General features: G+C 70.7%; 1 protein-coding gene (only partly in view). It reads right to left on the reverse strand.

This entire window lies inside a single protein-coding gene on the reverse strand: locus tag AAF481_15465, encoding a non-ribosomal peptide synthase/polyketide synthase. The 54,459-nt coding sequence extends 19,584 nt beyond the window's left edge and 14,018 nt beyond its right edge, so the window shows coding positions 14,019-34,875 — codons 4,673 (partial) to 11,625 (complete); reading right to left, the first codon wholly in view occupies positions 20,854 to 20,856. Both the start codon and the stop codon lie outside the window.

The raw sequence follows: 20,857 nt of genomic DNA on the forward strand, positions 1-20,857 counted from the left end.
GCCACGCTGAGCTTCGAGCACCGGACCGCTCAGGTAGTTGCGCTGCCAGCGGGCGTAATCCTTGTAGGTGGTCCTGAGGTCGGGTAGCGCCGCCGCCTCGCCCCGCACCGCCGCGCGGTAGCCCAGGCTCAGCTCGTGGACGAAGATCCCGATCGACCACAGATCGCTCACGATGTGGTGCAGGGCGAGCAGCAGCACGTGATCCTCGGGAGCCAGGCGCAGCAGGGTGAACCGGGCCACCGGACCGCGCTCCAGATCGAACGGGCGCCGCGCGTCCCGTCGGCCCAGGCGCAACGCCTCGGCCAGCGGATCCGGCAGCCCCGAGAGGTCGACCCGCCTCAGGGGCGGGCTGGCGTCCTCCCCCTCGTGGACCTGCTGGGCGGGGCGGTCGCCAACCCGCTGGAAGGTGGTCCGCAGCACTTCGTGGCGCCGGACGATGTGGGCCAGGGCGCCGGCCAGGGCCTCGACATCGAGGTCGCCCCGGAACCGCTGCGACGAGGGCACCAGATAGGCTGCACCGTCCGGCTCCAGGCGATCGAGCAGCCACAGGCGCTGCTGTCCGAAGGACAGCGGGTGGAGGGCCGACCACTCCCGACCCTCGGACGAGGCGTCGTCCGCGGCCTCGCGCCCGCAGCGCAGCGCCAGGGCTGCCGGCGTCGGCGCTTCGAAGATGGCACGCAGAGAAAGGCCGATCCCCAGTCCTTCCTCGACCCGCCCGAGCAACCGCGTCGCCAGCAGGGAATGGCCGCCGAGGGCGAAGAAGTCGTCCCGGATCCCCACCCGCTCGACGCCGAGGAGTTCCTCGAAGAGCTGGCACAGGAAGCGCTCCCGGAAATCCCGCGGGGCTTCGAATTCACCGGTCTGGAATTCCGTCGGCGCATACTCCGCGGCGAGCAGCGCCCGGCGATCGATCTTGCCGCTGGCGGTGGTCGGAAGCTCCGCCAGCAGGCCGAAGGCCGACGGCACCATGTACTCCGGCAACCGTTCGCCAAGGCTCCGGCGCAGGTCCTGAGCGGTGAGCTCTACCCCTGATCGGGCAGTGGCGTAGGCGACAATTCGGCGGTCGCCCGCCTCCTGGCGCACCACCACCGCCGCCTGGGCCACGGACGGAACGGCCGACAGGGCGACCTCGATTTCCCCCAGCTCGATGCGATAGCCGCGTACCTTCACCTGGTGGTCTCGGCGGCCGAGAGATTCGAGTTCGAAGTCACCGGAGGCGGACGGCACCCAGCGGGCCAGATCGCCGCTCCGGTACAGGCGGGAGCCGGTCTCACCGTGGGGATCCGGCACGAAGGAAAGCGCCGTCAACGCCGGCCGGCCCCAGTACCCTAGGCCCAAACCGCGGCCGGCGATGCCCAGCTCCCCCACCACCCCTTCGGGCACCGGCTCGAGGTGCGGATCGAGCACTCGCACCGTCGCCCCGGGCAAAGCGGCACCGAGGCTCGGGCGCGGACAGCTCGACTCGATGCGGCGAGCGGTGGTGTCCACCGCGCACTCGGTGGGTCCGTAGACATTGAAGACGGCGACCGGTAGCGCCGCCAAACCATCCCACAGGACCTGCTCGATGGCTTCCCCGCCGACCAGCCAGATCCCCGGCAGGCGCCGCTCCTCGGCGCCGAGGCCCGACGCCAGCAGCATGCGCACCTGCGCCGGGGTGGCGTCGAAGACGTCGATCTCTTCACGCTCCAGCAGTTCGAGAAGCGCCGCGCCGTCCTGCCGTGCTTCGGCGGAAATCACCCGCAGGCTGTGACCAGCGGCGAGCTGCACGATCTGCTGCACCGAGGCGTCGAAGGCGAGCGGCGCGTTGAGGGTGGCGCGCGGCCGGCCGGCGGGAAGGTTAGCGAAGACCCGCTGGCGCAGACCGGCAAGCAGATGCAGCGCCCCCCGGTGGCTCATCGCCACGCCCTTGGGGCGACCCGTCGAGCCGGAGGTGAAGATGATGTAGGCGAGGTCGTCGAGACCGGTACCGCTCGGCCCTGCGAGGGGATCCGCGCCGGCGCAGCGGGCGAAGGGTATTTCCTCTGAGGAGTCCACCGCGGCCAGGCATCCGGCGGTCCCCTCCTCCACCAGCGCGAGGCGGGTACCGGCGTCTTCGACCATCGCCGCTAGCCGGTCCGCGGGCAGCGAGGGATCGAGCGGCACATAGGCCGCCCCGGCCTGTTGAATGGCCAGCAGCGCCACCACCTGGGCGACCGACCGCTCGAGGCAGATCCCCACCCGGTCGCCACGCTCGACGCCGGCTTCCCGCAGGCCGCCGGCCACCCGCCGGGCTTGCTCCTCCAGGGCCTCGAAGGTCAGTTCCTGACGGTCGTCCCACACGGCCAAGGCGGTGGGATCCCGCCCGCCCTCGGTCCACACCGCATCGACCAGGCTTCCCTCCGGCAGCACCGGCAGCGGCTCTGGCGCGGCACCCCGCAGCAGCGCCTCGGCGCGCTCCGCCGGGGTGAGCATCGGCAACTCGAAAACCGAGGCCTCAGGCTCAGCCAGGGCGGCGATGAGGAGGTGATTGAACTGGGCCGCCAGGCGATCGATAGTCGATTCGTCGAACAGGGCGCTGCGGTAGAGCCAGGTGGTCCAGCCACGGCCCTCGCCAACCACCGCATCGACGGTCAGATCGAACTTCGCCGGCAGCGCCTCGGTCTCCCGCTGGAAGACCTCCACCCCCGGCAGCTCCAGCGCGTCACCGGCATCCCGCTGCAGCGAGAACATGATTTCGAACAGCGGCGTCCGCGCCATGCTGCGGGACGGGTTGAGTTCGTCCACTAGGCGTTCGAAGGGGAGATCCTGATGGTCGTAGGCCCCCAGGGTGACCTGCTTGATCCGCTGGACCAGGGTCTCGAAGGTGGGCTCACCGGTGAGATCCAACCGCAGCGCCAGGGTGTTCACGAAGAAGCCGATCAAATCCTCGACTTCCGCCCGATTGCGATTGGCGATCGGGCTACCGATGACGAAATCCGCCCGCCCACCGGTGCGCGCCATCAGCGTCGCGAAGACCGACAGGAGGACCATGAACGGCGTCACGTCGTGCCGCCGGCAGAATTCTTCGATCGCCTCCACGGAGCCCTCGGTGAAGAAATGCTGCCGCAGGCCGCCGGCCGGATCGAGGGTCGCCGACCGCGGTCGATCGAGGGGCAGCTCGAGCGGCTCCGGCGGCGAGGCGAAGCGGTCACGCCAGTAGGCGAGCTGCTCCTCCAGGGCTTCACCGGTCAGCCAGCCGCGCTGCCAGTCGGCAAAGTCGGCGTACTGCAAGGGCAGCTCCGGCAGCGGCGAGGGTTGGCCCTCGAGCAGCGCCCCATAGAGCACCGTCAGCTCGCGGATGAACAGCCCCATCGACCAACCGTCGCTGACGATGTGGTGGATCGTCACCTGGAGTCGCGCCGTCGGAAGATCCGGTTCCCCGGACGGAAAATCGAACAGCACCACCCGCAGGAGCCGCCCGCTGCTCAGGTCGAAGCCGCGGAGGGCCGCCCGGCGCGCCCCTTCGTCCGCCGCCTGCCGCGCCCGCGCCGTGGGCAGCGCCCGTAGATCCACCGAGGCGAAGATCTCCGGCGCCGCCGGCAGGGCTCCCTGGATCGGCGTCGGATCGCCGGCTCCGAACACCGACCGCAGAACTTCGTGACGGCGCACGATTTCGCGGAAGGCGCCGGCCAGGGCCGGCCGGTCGAGGCCGCCTCGCAAATCGAGAGCGACGCCCAAGTTGTAGGTCGGGTCGCCGGGGTTCATGCGATCGATCAGCCAGAGGCGCTGCTGGGCGAAGGACATCGGGGCGGCCACCTCCGGATTCGACCGCCGGCGCGGTCCTTCGGCCCCGGCCCGGTGGGATGTGGCGAGGAGCGGCGCCAGTTCGGCCACCGTCGGATGGTCGAAGAGCAACCGCAGAGGCATCTCGACACCCATCCGCGCCCGCACCCGGGCCACCAGCTGGGTGGCGAGGAGCGAATGGCCGCCGAGATCGAAGAAGTCGTCGTGAATGCCGACCCGCTCCACCCCGAGCAACTCGCGGTAGAGCGCGCAAAGAGCCTGCTCGCGCTCGTCCCGCGGAGCGATGAACTCACCCTCCCCGGCAAACTCCGTGGGCGCCATGTCCGGTGCCTGCAAGGCTCGCCGGTCGACCTTGCCGCTGGCGTTGAGGGGCAATCCGTCGAGCACCCCGAAGGCCGCCGGCACCATGTACTCCGGAAGCCTCGCCCTCAGGCCTTCGCGCAACGTTCCGATTTCGAGGGCATCCGGCGATTCGGCAACCACGTAGGCCACCAGTCGTCGATCCAGACCCCGGTCCTGCCGCACCACCACCGCCGCCTGGGCGACCGCCGGGTCGCTCCGCAGCACGGACTCGATCTCGCCCAGTTCGATGCGATAGCCGCGCACCTTGACCTGACCGTCGCGCCGGCCAAGGGACTGCAGCTCGCGGACGGCGCCGCCGCTCCAGCGGGCCAGGTCGCCGCTCAGATACAGGCGGGCGCCGGGTCCCCCGAAGGGATCCGGCACGAAGCGCTCGGCGGTCAGCGCCGGCCGGCCCCAGTACCCCATGGCCACACCGCGGCCGGCGATGGTCAACTCGCCGACCACCCCCACCGGAACCGGCTCCAGGAAATCGTCGAGCACCCGCACCGTTGCCCCCGGCAGCGGCGCCCCGAGACTGGGCCGGGCGCACCTGGGTTCGATGCGCCGGGCGGTGGTGTCCACGGCGCATTCCGTCGGCCCGTAGACGTTGAACACCTTCGCCGGTAAGGCGGTCAGGATTTCCCACAGATCCTGCTCGATCGCCTCACCGCCCACCAGCCAGATGTCCGGCAGCCGGTGACCGCTTTCGAGCAGGCCAGCGGCCAGCAGCATGCGGACCTGCGCCGGAGTGGTGTCAAAGACCTCGATCTCTTCGTCGGCCAGCAGAGCGAGGAGCAGCGCGCCGTCCTGCCGCGCCTCCTGCGGGATGATCCGCAGGGCGTGTCCCCGCGCTAGCTGCACGATCTGCTGCACCGAGGCATCGAATCCCAGCGGCGCGTTGAGGCTCGCCCGCAGGCGCCGATTCTCGCCCTCGAACACCCGGTCCGACAGACCTTCGAGCAGGTGGAGGGTTCCCTGGTGGCTCATCGCCACGCCCTTCGGCCGGCCGGTCGATCCGGAAGTGAAGATGATGTAGGCCAGATCGCCGAGCCCAGCGCCGCTCGAGTCCACCGGTGCCGCCGGCCCGTCCTTCCCCCGGCCAGCCGCCTTCAGCTCGTCGAGGTCGAGCTCGGCCACCCCCGGCACCACGTCCTCCACCGTGCCGGCGGTCGCCGCTACCACCAGCGCCCGGCTCACCCCTGCATCCTCGATCATCGCCGCCAGGCGCCCCGCCGGCAGGGAAGGATCGAGGGGTACGTAGGCGGCGCCGGCTTCGAGAATCGCCAGCAGACCGACCACCGACTCGACCGAGCGACCGATACACAAACCCACCCGATCGCCCGGTCGCGTGCCGGCGGCGGCGAGGCCCCCGGCGACGGCCCGGGCTTCGCCTTCCAGTTCGCCGAAGGTCAGCCCCCGGCGGCCATCCGCCAGGGCCGGGTCGTTCGGACGGCGGCGAGCGCGACGCCAGACCGCCTCGGCGAGGGAGGTCGCCGCCGGCCTCGAGCCGTTGCGCGGCGCGATCCCGCTCGCCAGCACTTCCAGACGCTCCTGGGAGCACAGCATCGGCAGCTCGAAGACGGAGCGTTCCGGAGCTTCAAGGGCGGCACCCAGCAGACTGCCGAAGGCCAACGCCATACGCTCCACCGTCGGCCGGTCGAAGAGGGCGCGGCGGAAGGTCCAGGCGGTGCCCGCCGCGCCCTTTCCCAGGGTGGCGTCGACCATCAGATCGAACTTGGCGCGCGGCGTGCCGGAACCCAACGACCGCACCCTCAAATCCGGCATATCGAGATCGCCGGACGGGGCGTTCTGCAGCGAGAACATCACTTCGAAAAGCGGCGTGCGCGCGCTGCTCCGGTCGGGGTTGAGCTCGTCTACCAGACGCTCGAAGGGCAAATCCTGGTGAGCGTAGGCACCGAGCGTGCGGTCTCGCACGCGCAGCACCAGGTCTTCGAAGGACGGCGTGCCGGACAGGTCCAGCCGCAGAGCGAGGGTATTGACGAAGAAGCCGATCAGCCCTTCGATCTCCGATCGGTTGCGGTTGGCGATGGGCGTACCGACCACCAGATCCCGGCGACCGCCGGTGCGCGCCATCAATGTCGCGAAGGCCGACAGCAAGACCATGAACGGGGTCACCTCGTGCTGCGCCGCGAAGGCTTCGAGAGCGTCGACGGTGGCCGCCGGAAGTTCCTCGCCCCAATGGTCCCCGAAGGTCGAAAGATCCTTCGGCCGCGGCCGGTCGAGGGGCAGGTCGAGGGGCTCCGGCAGGGTGTCGAAGCGCTGACGCCAGTAGGCGAGCTGCCCTTCGAGAACTTCGCCACTCAGCCATTCCCGCTGCCAGAGAGCAAAATCCGCGTACTGCAGAGGCAGTTCCGGCAGCGGCGAAGGATCACCCTCGCTGAAGGCCCGGTAGAGGGTCGTCAGCTCGCGAACGAAGACTCCCAGTGACCAACCGTCGCCGGCAATGTGGTGGACCGTCGTCTGGAGCTGGTGTTCCGTCGCCGACAAGCGGTAGACGAAGACCCGCAGGATCGGACCGTGGGAGAGGTCGAAGCCGCGTGCCGCCTCGGCGGCGGAGAGGCGCGTCACCTCGGCGGCGGCGACCGCCCTCGGCAAATCCGAGAGGTCGACCGTCCAGGCCGGATCCGCCACCGCTTCCAGGACCCGCTGGGTCGGTCGCCCGGCCGCTTCGCCGTAAACCGATCGCAGCACCTCGTGGCGCTCGACGATCTCTCCGAAGGCCGTACTCAGGGCGCGCCCGTCGAGGCGACCGTCCAGGGTGAGGATCACCCCCAGGTTGTAGGCCGGATCGCCGGGATTCAACTGATCGAGCAGCCACAAGCGCTGCTGCGCGAAGGAAAGGGGCAGCACCTCAGGACGCTCTTTCCGGCGCACCGGATCCGCTCCGAGGTCGTCCCTCGAGGCGGCATCCAGAATCTCGGCGAGGAGCGCGATGGTCGGCCGCTCCATCACCGTGCGCAGAGGCACGGCGACACCGAAGCGGTCGCGCAGCCGGGACACTAGCTGAGTGGCGAGGAGGGAGTGGCCGCCGAGGTGGAAGAAGTTGTCCTCGACGCCGACGGCGGGCACCTCCAGCAGCCCCTTCCAGATCTCCACCAGCAGGGCCTCGGTCACCGACCTCGGAGCTTGGCGCGAGGCCGGCGATCCGGCGGGCGAGGGGCCGTGCTCCCGCCGCAGGCGCTGGCGGTCTATTTTGCCCGTCGGGCCGAGGGGGAAGCGGTCCAAGAGGACGAACGTCGCCGGCACCATGAAGTCCGGTAGCTGTTCGGCGAGGCCGTCGCGCAGGGCGTCGACGGTCGCGCTCTCGTTCTCCCTTTGCACCGCGGCATAGGCCACCAGCCGCTTGTCGCCCTTGTGGTCCTGCTCGACCAGGACCACCGCGTTCGCCACGCCGGGCAGCGCCTCGAGGGCCGCCTCCACTTCTCCCGGCTCGATGCGGAAACCGCGGATCTTGACTTGCTGGTCCCGGCGGCCACCGAATTCGAGAGCACCGTCGGCGCGGAAGCGAACGACGTCGCCGGTGCGGTACATGCGCTCGCCCGCGCCGGCGAAGGGATTCGGCAAGAAGCTCTCGGCGGTCCGCCCGGGAAGTCCCAGATAGCCCCGCGCCACCCCTTCGCCACCGGTGAACAGTTCACCCCACACGCCGATCGGCACCGCCTGCAGATTCCGGTCGAGCACGTAGATCGAGGTGTCGGCGATCGCCCGCCCGATCGGCACCGTGTCCGGCACCGTTTCGTCGAGGGCCAGGGGATGGAAGGTGGTGTAGGTGGCGTTTTCCGTTGGACCGTAGACGTTCACCATCCGCCCGCGCGGCGCCAGGAGATCGCGCGCCCGCAGCACCGTGGCGGGATTCAGCACCTCGCCGCCGGCGGATAGGCGGTACAGGCTCTGGAAAGCCTCCGGCTGCTCCATGATCATCTGGTGGAACAAACCCGAAGTCAGGAACATCGAGGTCGGCCGCTGTTCCAGCAGGCTCCGGCCCAGGTCCTCGAGGCTGAGGGGACCCGGCGGCAGCACCGCCATGCGGCCGCCGGCCAGCAGCGGCGCCCACAGCTCGACGGTCGCGGCATCGAAGGACAGGGTAGCCAGGTGCGGAATCACCTCGTCGGCGCCGAGCGCGGCCTGATCGAGGGCGACGCGCACCATGTTGCGGTGCGAAACGGCCACCCCCTTCGGTTGGCCGGTCGATCCGGAGGTGTAGAAGAGAAACGCGAGCTGTCGCGCATCGAGAACCGCCGGAGCCGCCAGTCCTTTGCCCACCGCGGCGATCGGCTCGCCTCGGTTCATCGTCACCACGGCCTCCGGCGGCAGGCCTTCGAGCGGCAGCCGGGAGCGCCAGCGCTCCTCGGTGACCACCGCCGCGACGCCGGCGTTGTCGATCAGGAAGCGCAACCTCTCCGTCGGCATCGCCGGATCCAATGGCACACACGCGCCGCCGGCCCACAGGATGCCGAGGGCGGAGACCACCGCCGCCGGCGAGCGCTCGATCGCGAGGCCGACCCGTACCTCCGGCCCGACTCCGGCGGCGGTCAGCCGGCCGGCCAGGGTCTTGGCCTCGTTCACCAGGCGAAGGTAGGTCAGGTGCTCCGAATCGCCCACCACCGCCACCCGCTCCGGCCGGGCCTCGGCGCTGCGGCGAACCCGCTCCGGCAACGAAGCCACCAGGGGGTCGCCGGAGGAGCCGGTGGTGCTCCACTCGTGGAGGAGCTGGTGGCGCTCGGTGGGCGAGAGCATCGCCAGGTCCACCACCCGCCGGGACGGATCCGCCAGCGCCTCTCGCACCAGCGTCTCCAGGTGATCGAGCATGCGGTCGGCGGTGGTCGCCGAGAACAGATCCGTTGCATAGTTGAGGGAGAGATGGAAGCCGTTCGCCGCCTCGGTCACCAGCAGGGTCAGGTCGAACTTCGCAATCTGCCCCACGGCATCGGCCATCCTCACCTCGATGCCGGGCAGCTCCAGGCGCCGGCCCTCGACGTTCTGCAGGGTGAACATCACCTGGAAGATTGGCTCCCGGGCCAGATCGCGCTCCGGTTCCAGCACCTCCACCAGCTTCTCGAAGGGCAGATCCTGGTGGGAAAAGGCCTCGAGGGTCAGCCGCCGGGTGGCGGCGACGGCCTCCTCGAAGGTCGCTTCGGCCGCGAGGTCGAGGCGCAGCGCCAGGGTATTGGCGAAGAAACCGATCAGGCCTTCCGTCGCCGCCTCCTGGCGGTTGGCGATGGGCGTGCCGACCACCACGTCCCGGCGGCCGGACCAGCGCCCGAGCAACTCTCCGAAGAGGGTCAGGAAGACCATGTACGGCGTCGCGTCGTGCGCCGCGGCGAGTTGCCGCAAGGGAGCGGAGAGGGCGGGATCCAGAGCGCGGAAGCGATCGGCACCGCGATGGCTCTGCACCGCCGGCCGAGGGAAATCCGTCGGCAGCTCGAGCGGCTCGCTGCCGCCCTGTAGGTGATCGAGCCAGAAATCCAGCTCTTCGTCCATGCGGCCGGCGACCAGCCGCTGCCGGCTGGCGTGGTGGACGTAGGTGGTGGCGAGTTCCGGCAGCGCCGCGGCGCGCCCCTCCCTCGCGGCGGCGTAGAACTCGGACAACTCGGCCACCAGAATGCCGATCGACCAGCCGTCGGAAATGATGTGGTGCTGGTTGACCAGCAGACGGTGCACTTCCGGTGTGCGGCGCAGCAGCACCGTGCGCAGCAGCGGCCCGCGGGCCAGATCGAAGCGATAGATCGCCTCGCGGTGAGTGAAGCGGCTCCCTTCGCCCTCGGCGACGGCAGCCGGCAGGGCGGCCAAATCGATCAGCGGTAGCCGCTGCGCGGAAGGCGGTACGACCTTCTGCCGCGGTCCCTCGCGACCCTCCACGAAGAGGGTCCGCAGGCCCTCGTGCCGCTCGACCAGGGCCGTCAAGGCGGCCGCCAGCGCCGGGACATCGAGCGGACCGAGAAGATCCATCGCCGCCGGCAAATTGTAGGCGGGGTTGCCCGGATCGAGTCGGTCGATCAGCCACAACCGCTGCTGGGCGAAGGACAACGGCCCTTCGCCGGCGATGACGTCTTCCCCGCCGGAGTCTTCGTCCGTCGACTCCACGGCCGCCAGTTCCTGAACCCGCCGCGCCAAGGCGCGCACCGTCGGCGCCTCGAAGATGGCGCGTACCGGGATCTCGCGTTCGAGCTGCCGGGTGAGCCGTGAGGCCACTTGGGTGGCGAGCAGGGAGTGGCCGCCCAGGCGAAAAAAGTTCTCCCGGGCTGCCACCTGTTCGAGGCCGAGGAGCTCGCTCCACACCGCCGCGATGGTCTCCTCCAACGGCCCAGCCGGCGGCTCCCCCTGCACCCGCCGGTCGGCCCCCGGGTCCGGCAGGGAGCGGCGGTCGATCTTGCCGCTGGGGGTGAGCGGCAGGGCCGTCAGAGGCACGAAGACCGCCGGTACCATGTACTCCGGTAGCCGCTCCGCCAGGAAGCTCTCCAGTTCCTCAGCGGAGGGAGTAGCATCCGCCGTGGGGGCGGTCTCCGCCGTACCGGTGAAGTAGGCCACCAGCCGCTTCTCGGCCCCTTCCCCCAGCGCCACCACCACCGCCTGGGCGATCGTCGGATGGTCCGTCAAGACCTGTTCGATCTCCCCCGGTTCCACCCGGAAGCCGCGCACTTTGACCTGCGTGTCGATGCGGCCGAGAAACTCCACCGAACCGGCATCGGAGCCGGCGGCCAGCCAGCGGCCGAGATCGCCGGTGCGGTACATGCGAGCACCGGGCACCCCCCAAGGATCCGGCACGAAGCGCTCGGCGGTGGCGGCCGGCCGGCCGAGATAACCGCGGGCCAGGCAGGCGCCGGCGAACACCAGCTCGCCGGCGGCCCCCAGCGGTGCCGGATACAGGGTGCGATCGAGAATGTGCAGGCGGGTGCCGGCCACCGGCGAACCGATCGGCGGCAGCTCCGGCGCGGCGGCCTTCCCGGCTCCGGTCCAGGCGGTGACGACGTGGGTCTCCGACGGACCGTACTGGTTGTGCAGGCGGGCCGCCGGCAGGCGCTCGAGAAGGGTGCGGATCGCCGGCGTCACCCGCAGTTGCTCACCGGCGGTCACCAGATCCGTCAGGTGGCTCGGCAGCGGGGCGCCGGCGGCTACCGCCTCGGCCAGTCCCTGGAGAGCAACGAAGGGCAGATAGAGGGCCTGGATGCGGTGCCGTTCGAGATGCCGAGCCAGCTCGAAGGCGTCGCGCCGGGCCTCTTCGGCAATGGTCACCAGGGTACCGCCGGTGGCCCAGGTGGCGAACAACTCCTGGAAGGAAACATCGAAGGAAAGGGCGGCGAACTGCAGCGACCGCACTTCCTCGCCGCGGGCTGCACCGGCCGGCACGTCGCGCCGCCGCTGCCACTCGATCAACTGCACCAGCGCAGCGTGGCGCATCGCCACGCCCTTCGGCTGGCCCGTCGAGCCGGAGGTGTAGATCAAGTAGGCGAGGAGGTCGCCGCTCGCCGCCGCCGGCAGCGCCAGGTCGTCGGCGGCGCGCTCCGCCGCCGGATCGTCGAGCACCGGCAGTCCGTCGGGCACCGGCGGCAGGGCCGCCAGGCGCTGAGCCGAAGCGATCAACAGAGTCGGCGCGCGGTCGCGCAGCATGAAGTCCAGACGCTCTGCCGGGTACGCCGGATCGAGAGCCACGCAGGCGCCGCCGGCGCGCAGCACCGCCAGCACCGCCACGGCCATCTCCGCCGAGCGGTCGAGGCAGACGGCGACGGCGGAGTCCGGCCGCACGCCGCGCCGCACCAGTTCCCGGGCCAGGGCGGCGGAGCGCTCGCCGAGCTGGCGGTAGGTCAGAGAGCGTTCGCTGTCGATCACCGCCGGCCGGTTCGGGGTGATCCGCGCCTGGCGCTCGAACAGCCCGTGGAGGGTCATCGGCGAGTCGCCCGCCAGCGGGGCACCGCCAGCGGCGTTCCACTCAGCGATCTGGCGAACCTCCTCCGGGGAGCGCAGGTCGATCTTGTCGAGGGGCCGGTCGGGATCGTCGAGCACCGAGCGCAAAAGGTGCTCGAAGGACGCCGCGAGGCGCTCGATGGTCGCCTCGTCGAAGAGCGCCGTGGCGTACTCGATCTGAGCTTCGAGATGATTGGCTCCGGCGTACAGGAAGAGGGTCAAGTCGAACTTCGAGGTCTGATTGGCGACCGGCAGGCTCTCGACCTCGAGACCCGGCATGTGGAGACCTTCCTCACCGCCCGCGCCGCGCACCACCAACATCACCTGGAAGAGCGGCTGGCGGGACGGGTCGCGATCCGGCTCCAGACGGTCCACCAGGCGCTCGAAGGGCAGTTCGCCGCGCCCGAAACCGGCAGTGGCCGAGCGCCGAGCGCGGGCCAACAGTTGCCGGAAGGTGAGGCTCGCGGCGCCCTCGTCGTCGGTCGCCGCCGGAGAGAGGTCCACCGGCAGCACGATGGTGTTGGTGAAGAAGCCGATCAGATTCCGCACCTCAGCCCGCTGGCGGTTGGCGATCGGCGATCCGACGGCGAGCTGCCGCCGGCCGGACCAGCGGCCGAGGAGCGCACCGAAGGCCGCCAGTACCGCCATGAATAGGGTTGCTGACTCGCCGCGGGCAAGGGACTCCAGGCGGCCCGTGAGGCCGCCGTCCAGAGCGTAGCTGGAGAGCCTGCCGGCGAAGCTCTGGTTCTTCGGCCGCGGCCGGTCGGTGGGCAGCTCCAGCGGTTCGATGTAGTCCGCCAAATCGCCGACGGCCTTGTCGATCTGCGTCGCCAGATGGTCGTCGGTCATCACCCGGCGCTGTTCTTCGGCGTAGTCCCCGAACTGTTTGGGCAGCTCCGGCAGCGGCGACCGGCGATCCCCCAGGGCCGCCGCGTAGAGACTCGACAGCTCGGCGATGAACACCCCGATGGACCAAGCGTCGCTGATGATGTGGTGCAAGACCACCAGCATCTGGTGATCGTCCGCCGCGGTGCGGAGCAACCGGCAGCGGAAGGTCGGTCCGCGCTGTAGGTCGAAGGGCCGCATGCCCTCGCTAGCGAGCAGGGCTTCGGGCAAGGCCTCGCGCCGCGCCTCCGGTAGGCCGGAGAGATCGATCAGCGGCAGCAACGCACCTTCACCGGCGGGGTACTCCCCCACCACCTGCTCCGGCCGGTCGTCCACCTGCTGAAACACCGTACGCAGGGTTTCGTGGCGGCGCACCATCTCCGCCAGCGCCGCCTGCAGGGCGGCCGGCTCGAGCCTTCCGCGGAGGCGCACCCCCGCCGGCACGTTGTAGGCACCGTTGCCCGGATCGAGGCGATCGAGGAACCACAAACGCTGCTGGGCGAAGGACAGCGGCGCCGTGCGGTGGGTGGTCCGCGTCGCCCCCGCCGCGGACGAAGGCGACGCTCCCGCCCCCTCCGGTTCCGCTAGGGGAACCGGCTCGCGACCGAGCAGGCGGTCGATCTCGGCAGCGGTGCCGGCCACCGTCGGCTGTTCAAAGAGCGTCACCAAGGACAGCTCGACACCGAAAGTCTCCTCCACTCGGCCGATGATCTGGGTGGCGAGGAGGGAATGGCCGCCGAGGGCGAAGAAGTCGTCTTCGACGCCGAGATCGTCAGCACCGAGCACCTCGCTCCAGATGCCGGCGACCAGAGCTTCGGTCTCGGTGCGGGCTCCGAATGCCGCTTCAGAACCCGCTTCCCCCCGGCGGCCCGATGCGCTGGCGAGGGGCATCTCTACCAGGGCGTGGCGGTCGACCTTGCCGTTGGCATTGAGGGGCAGCCGCTCCAGTTCAACGAAGGCCGCCGGCACCATCACCGCGGGCAGCTGTCCCGTCACCGTCGCCCGCAGGCCTTCCACCTCCAGAGCATCGCCGGCCGAACCCGACGCCGGTACCAGGAAGGCGACCAGACGCCGGTCGCCGGTCTCCTCGCGCAGCACCACCACCGCCGACGCCACCGCTGGATGCTCTTCCAGGGTCGCTTCGATCTCCCCCAGCTCGATGCGGTTGCCGCGCAACTTGACCTGCCGATCGAGACGGCCGAAGAACGCCAGCCGGCCGTCTTCGAGCCAGGCCGCCTCGTCGCCACTGCGGTAGAGGCGGCTGCCGGCCGGTCCGAAGGGATTCGGCACGAAGCGTTCCGCGGTCAGCGCCGGCCGGTCGTGGTACCCGATCGCCAGGCCATCACCGCCCAGCAGGAGCTCGCCGATCTCCCCCGGCAAATGGAGCCGGAATTCGCCGTCCACAACGTAGGCCTGGCTGTTGGCGATCGGCCGGCCGATGGAAACCGAGTCGGCGTCCTCCGCGATCTCCGTCACCACCTCGCAGGTCGAGAAGACGGTGTTCTCGGTCGGGCCGTAACCGTTGACCAGCCGCGGCCCGAAACCCGCCGCCAGCAGGCCGCGGAGCACCTCCGGACTGGCGGATTCACCGCCGAAGACCAGCATCCGCAGCGGTTCCAGCGCTTGCGGCGCCTCGCGGGCCACCTGGTGGAACCACGAGGTGGTGAGAAAAGCGACGTCGATCTCCCGCCGCCGGATCTCCCGCCCGAGGGCCGGGGTGGCGAGGGCCGTCTCGCGCGGGATCACCACCAGCGTCGCGCCGTTGAGCAGCGCCGACCACAGCTCGAAGGTCGAGGCGTCGAAGGCCGGATTCGCCGCCAGGGCGACGCGGTCTCCACGGAGGACCGGCGTTTGGGTGCTACCCAACGCCAGCCGGGCCGGTCCCCGGTGCGTGATGAGCACCCCCTTCGGCTTGCCGGTTGAACCGGAGGTGTACATCAGATAGGCCGGAGAGCCGGCATCGACGTCGATCGAAACGGGCTTCTTGGCACCCCGCGGCAGCAGCAGCTCGACCTCGTCGTCCTCCGGCAGGAGGTCGATGGTGGCGGACGACACCACCACCGTCGCCAGGCGCGCGTCGCGCATCATGAAGGCGAGGCGCTCTGCCGGATAGGCCGGGTCGAGGGGCACATAGGCGGCGCCGGCTTTGAGGATGCCGAGAATGGCGACCACCAGATCGAAGGATCGCTCGAGGCACATGCCCACCAGCTCGCCGGGCTCGGTGCCGCCGGCCACCAGCCGGCGCGCCAGGGCGCCGGCCCGTCGGTCCAGCTCACCGTAGGTCAGAGTCTCGTCCCCATCGACGACCGCCAGGGCGGCGGGATCTTCCGCCACCCGCTGCTCGAAGATGCGGTGCAGGGGCAGGTCCCGGGGATAGTCGACGGCGGTGTCGTTGACCTCTTCGAGGATCCATCGGCGCACCGCATCCTCGCCGTCCGCAAGGGGCGCCGGCCGGAGCGCTGGTGGCTCGGCCGCGGACGCCTTCGGCGCCGCGACGGTGGCGCTGGCCGCCGGTTCCATCGCCGGGGTCACCGGCAAAGCGGTGCGCTCGGCGTCGATGCGGGCCGCCAGCCGCCGTGCCGTCGGCGCTTCGAAGAACACCCGCAGCGGGAACGAGACTCCGGTCTCCTCGTGGATCCGCTCGACCAGCCGCACCGCCGCCAGGGAGCCGCCTCCGAGGTCGAAGAAATCCGCCGTCGCGCTGATCTCGGGCCGCCCTAGGGCTTCCCGCCACAGCTCGACCACCAGCCGCTCCGTCGCCGTGGCGGGGGGAACCCGATCGGCATCCGGGGGCGAGGCCGCAGCGGCCCGGCGCAGCAGTTCGGCACGATCGATCTTGCCGCCCGGGGTGCGCGGCAGGCGCTCCAGTATTTCGATGGTGGCCGGGACCTGATGGGCCGGTAGGCGCCGGCTCAGGTCCGCCCGCAGATCGCTTCCCACCAGTTCCCGCTCACCGGCCGAAGCGGCCGCCACAAAGGCCGCCAGGCGCGATCCTTTGACCACCACCACGGCCCCCTGCTCCACCCCCGGCAGATTCGAAAGGGCGGCTTCGACTTCGCCCAGTTCCACCCGGAAGCCGCGGAGCTTGACCTGCTCGTCACGGCGACCGAGGAATTCGAGCTGACCGTTGCGCCGCCAGCGCACCCGATCCCCGGTGCGGTACAGGCGGCCGCCCTCGGCAGCGAAGGGGTCCGGCACGAAACGCTCGGCGGTGATCGCCGGCCGGCGCAGGTAGCCATGCGCCAGAGACGGCCCACCGAGGAGCAATTCGCCGGCGACGCCTTCCGGCACCAAGGCGCCGCCGCCGTCGACCACATAGGCGGTGAAGCCCGCCAGGGGACGACCGATGGTGATCGCCGCGTCGGATCCCTCGATGGTGCCGAGGGTGGCGCAGACGGTGGTCTCTGTCGGACCGTAGGCGTTGACCAATCGGCGACGGTCGCCCCCAGACCAACGTTCCGCCAGGACCGGAGTCAGGGCTTCACCGGCGCTGATCAACAGGCGCAGCGCCGGCAGCTCGTCCTCCGGCAGTCGCGCCAGGACCGATGGCGGCAGGGTGGCGACGGTGATCTTCTCTTGCGCCAGGAAGGCACCGAGGGCCGGCCCCGGTACCAGCTCCGCCGCTGACGCCAGGCACAGGGTGGCGCCGGCACCGAAGGCCAGGGTCATTTCCCACACCGCCGCATCGAAGGACAGGGCGGCGAACTGGGCCACGCGATCGCCCGGCTTCACCGCCAGCAGGCGCCGCTGCTCCGCGCTCAACAGGGCTAGGCCCTGGTGACTCAGCTCCACTCCTTTCGGCCGCCCCGTCGAGCCGGAGGTGTAGATGGCGTAGGCGCGGCCGGCGGGCTCCGGCGGCCGCCCCTCGAAAGCATCGGGGCCGGTTTGGAGGATTGCCTCCAGAGACAGCAGCGGTACCTCCTCCAGGTTGGTCTCGCCGCGTCGCCGCGGTACCAGCACCGCGACCGGCCGAGCTTCGCGCACCATCAAGGCGATGCGTTCCGGCGGGTACTCCGGATCGAGCGGCAGGTAGCAGCAACCGGCCGCCAGCACCGCCAGGAAGGCCACCGGCAACTCCGCCGAGCGGGGCATGCGGGCGGCCACCAGATCGCCCGGGCGGCAGCCGGCGGCGGTGAGGCCGGCGGCGACCCGGCGCACCGCCTCGTCCAGTTCGCCATAGGTCATGGTCTTCGACGGCGCGCCGCGGAAGCGAACCGCCGGGGCCTCCGGCTGCCGGTCGACCCAGCAACCGAAGAGCTCCGGCAACGACACCCACTCCACCGGCGCCGCCGGGCCCTGGGGCCACTCGTACAGCACCTGTTGGCGGCGCCCCGGAGCGAGCAGCGACAGTCTGCCGAGGGCGGTCTCCGGCGCCCCGAGGGCTGCGGCCATAAGCTGGACCAGCGCCTCGTTCATGCGCCCGATGGTGGTCGTCTCGTAGAGCGCCGAGGCCCAGTTCCAGGACAGCAGCAGGCGGCCGTCGGTCTCCGAGGCGGTGAGGGTGATGTCGAATTTGGCGACGTCGCCGGCGATCATCTCCGGTTCCGCCTCGAGGGCCGGCAAGGCAAAGTCGTCGAGGGGCGCGTTCTGCAGCACCAGAGCCACCTGGAAGAGCGCCTGGCGCGATAGATCGCGTTCCGGCGCCAGCACCTCCACCAGTTTCTCGAAGGGTACGTCCTGCTGGGAGTAAGCGCCCAGGGTGGTGTCCCGAAGTTGGTCGTGGAGCTCCGCGAAGGACATCTCCGGCGCCAGATCGCCGCGCAGCACCAGGGTGTTGACGAAGAATCCGATGAGGCCTTCGATCTCTTCCCGGTTGCGATTGGCGATAGGAGCGCCAACGGCGATCGAGCGCTGATCGGTCCAGCGGAAGAGCAGCGCCTGGAAGGCGGTGAGCAGGATGATGAACAGCGACCCGCCGTGCGCCTTGCCGTAGGCGCGAGCCGTCTCCGCCAGCTCGTCCGGCAGCAGGAAGGCCTGGCTCGCGCCGCGAAAGTCCTGACGCGGCGGCCGCGGCCGATCGGTGGGTAGCTGCAGGGCTTCCAAACGCCCTTCGAGGCGTTCTCGCCACCACTCGATCTGCCCTTCGAGGGCGCCCTCGTCGAACCACCGGTGCTGCCACAGGGTGAAGTCCGCGTACTGCACCGGCAGCGGCGCCAGGGGTGAGGGTTCGCCGGTGGCGGCGGCGCCGTAGAGCAGCGTCAGTTCCCGTACCAACACCCCGATGGACCAACCGTCCGAGACGATGTGGTGGGTATTGGTGAACAGCAGGTGGTCCTCCGCCGTCAAGCGCAGCAACCAATAGGAGAACAGCGGCCCGCGGGCGAGGTCGAAGCCGCGCAGACTCTGCGACAGCACCAGGGACCGGCCCTCGCCCTCTCGCCGATCCGCCGGTAGAGCGGTGAGGTCGATCATCGGCAGCGGCCGCGGCTGCCCGGGCGCGATCGTCTGCACCGCTTCGCGGCCCTTGCGCCGGAAGGTGGTGCGCAGGGCCTCGTGGCGCCGCACGATCTCCTCGAGCGCCGCCGCCATCGCCGCCACCTGCAAGGTGCCGCGCAGGCGGACACTGGCCGGGATGTTGTAGGCGTTGCCTCCGGGGCTCAACTGGTCAACGAACCACAGGCGGCGCTGGGCGAAGGACAGCGGGAGGTCGGTGGTGTCCCGCGGCAGCGCCCGCAGGGTCAGCGCCTCGGCCCCCTCCGCCGCCACGCCGGCAGCGGCGTCCGCCTCGCCCTTCTCCGCGTCATCCAGCGCCTCCACTGCCTCGGCCAATCCAGCCAGCGTCGAGCGCTCGAACAGGCGCCGGACCGGCAGTTCAACCCCGAAAACCCTCCGCAGTCGGGAGACGACGCGGGTCGCCAGCAGAGATTGGCCGCCGAGTTCGAAGAAGTCGTCGAGGGCCGATACGCGATCGACCTCCAGCACCTCACACCAGATCTCGGCGATGCGCTCCTCGACCGCCGAACGCGGCGCCACAAAGGCCCGCTCGGAAGCCGGCGCGACGGCGTCCGGCTCCGGCAGCAGCCGCCGGTTGACCTTGCCGCTAGGGGTCAAGGGCAGGGCATCGAGGAACTGGAAGGCCGAAGGCACCATGTACTCCGGCAACCGCTCGCCGAGGTGAGCCCGGAGGCCTTCCGCGTCGGCGCCGGCATCGCCCTCACGGGCGGCAACCTGCGGCACCACCCAGGCGACGAGGCGCCGGCGAGTCGCCTCGCCGACCGCCGCCACCACCGCTTCGCGCACCGCCGGATGGCCGCCAAGGGCCTGCTCCACCTCGCCCGGCTCCACCCGATAGCCGCGCACCTTGACCTGCGAATCGGCCCGCCCGAGGAACTCGAGGTCGCCCGACGGCAACCAGCGCACCAGGTCACCGGTGCGGTAGAGGCGACTGCCGGGAGTGGCTCCGAAGGCGTCCGGCAGGAAACTCTCGGCGGTGCGCGCCGGCCGGCCCAGGTAACCCCGCGCCAGACAGTTGCCGCCCAGGTAGAGCTCCCCGGAGCGGCCCACCTGCACCGGCTGACCGAGGGGGTCCAGCACGTAGGCCCGGGCCTCCGCCACCGGCCGGCCGATGGGCGGCAGGTCCGGCCATCCGATCTGGGCGCCGCGCGCCGCATCGCGAGTCCAGGCGGTGACCACATGGGTTTCCGACGGACCGTAGTGGTTGTGCAGCGTCGCGCCCAGGGAACCCACCAGACGGCGGACCTCCGGGGTCATGCGGAGCTGCTCGCCGGCGGTGATCAGATCGACCAGGGCGAGGCGATGGCGCGGCCCTTCCTCGGCGGCCCCTTCGGCGAGCTGCTGGAGGGCGACGAAGGGTAAATAGAGCGTTTCCACCGCCTCTCGTTCGAGGTGGGTGAGCAGTTCGTAGGGATCGCGCCGCACCTCGTCCGGCGACAGCACCAGGGTTCCACCGGCGCACCAGGCGGAGAACATTTCCTGGAAGGAGACGTCGAAGGAGAGGGCCGAGAACTGCAGGGTCCGGCCGCGGCGGTGCCGCGGCACACCCACCCGCTCCTGCCAGCGCACCAGATTCGCCACTGCCCCGTGACGCATGGCGACACCCTTCGGCTTGCCGGTCGAGCCGGAGGTGTAGATGACGTAGGCGAGATGGTCCGGCGACAGCACGGGGAACCCACTCCAGGGCGTACCGGCAGCGGGCAGACCGGCAGTGGGCAAACCGCCGGCGGAGGGCTCCTCGGCGCCTCCTTCTTCGAGCCACAGGGGCTCCGTACTCTCCGGCAACAGCGCGGCGTAGCGGCGGTCCGCCAGCAGCACCGCGGCGGAACTGTCCTCGACCATGAAGGCCAGGCGTTCCCGCGGATAGGTGGGATCGAGGGGGATGCAGGCGCCGCCGGCGCGCAGGATGGCGAGCACCGCGACCGCCAGCTCCGGCGACCGGCCGATGCACAGGGCGACCGCGCGATCCGGACCGACGCCGCGGGCGATCAGGTGAGCCGCCAGGCGCGCGGAACGCTCGTCCAGCTCCGCATAGGAAAGGTGCCCCTGGGGCGACACCACCGCCATGGCGTCCGGGAACCGGCGGGCGGCGGCGATGAACAGATCGTGCAGGGTGGTCGGCGCCACCGACGGGTTGGTGCTCCATTCCGCCAGCACTTGCCGGCGCTCCATGTCGGACATCAGGTTGAGCCGCGCCACCGCCTTCTCCGGTTCCGTCAGCGCCGCGTCGAGGAGATGGCGGAAGTGCTCCATCATGCGCGTCGCCGTCGCGCCGTCAAAGAGCGCCGTGTCGTACTCGAACTGCAAGGCCAGATCCTGCGGCCGCTCCCACACCAACAGGCTGAGGTCGAACTTGGCGGTCGAAGTCGCCGCCGTCAGCGGGGTGAGGCGCAGGCCGGGCAACTCGGCGTCGCCCTGGGGCGCGTTGAGCATCACCAGCATCACCTGGAACAGCGGGTGGCGGGACAGGTCGCGGCGCGGTTCCAGCTCC

The organism is Acidobacteriota bacterium, assembly GCA_039030395.1.
GTDB lineage: Bacteria > Acidobacteriota > Thermoanaerobaculia > Multivoradales > JBCCEF01 > JBCCEF01.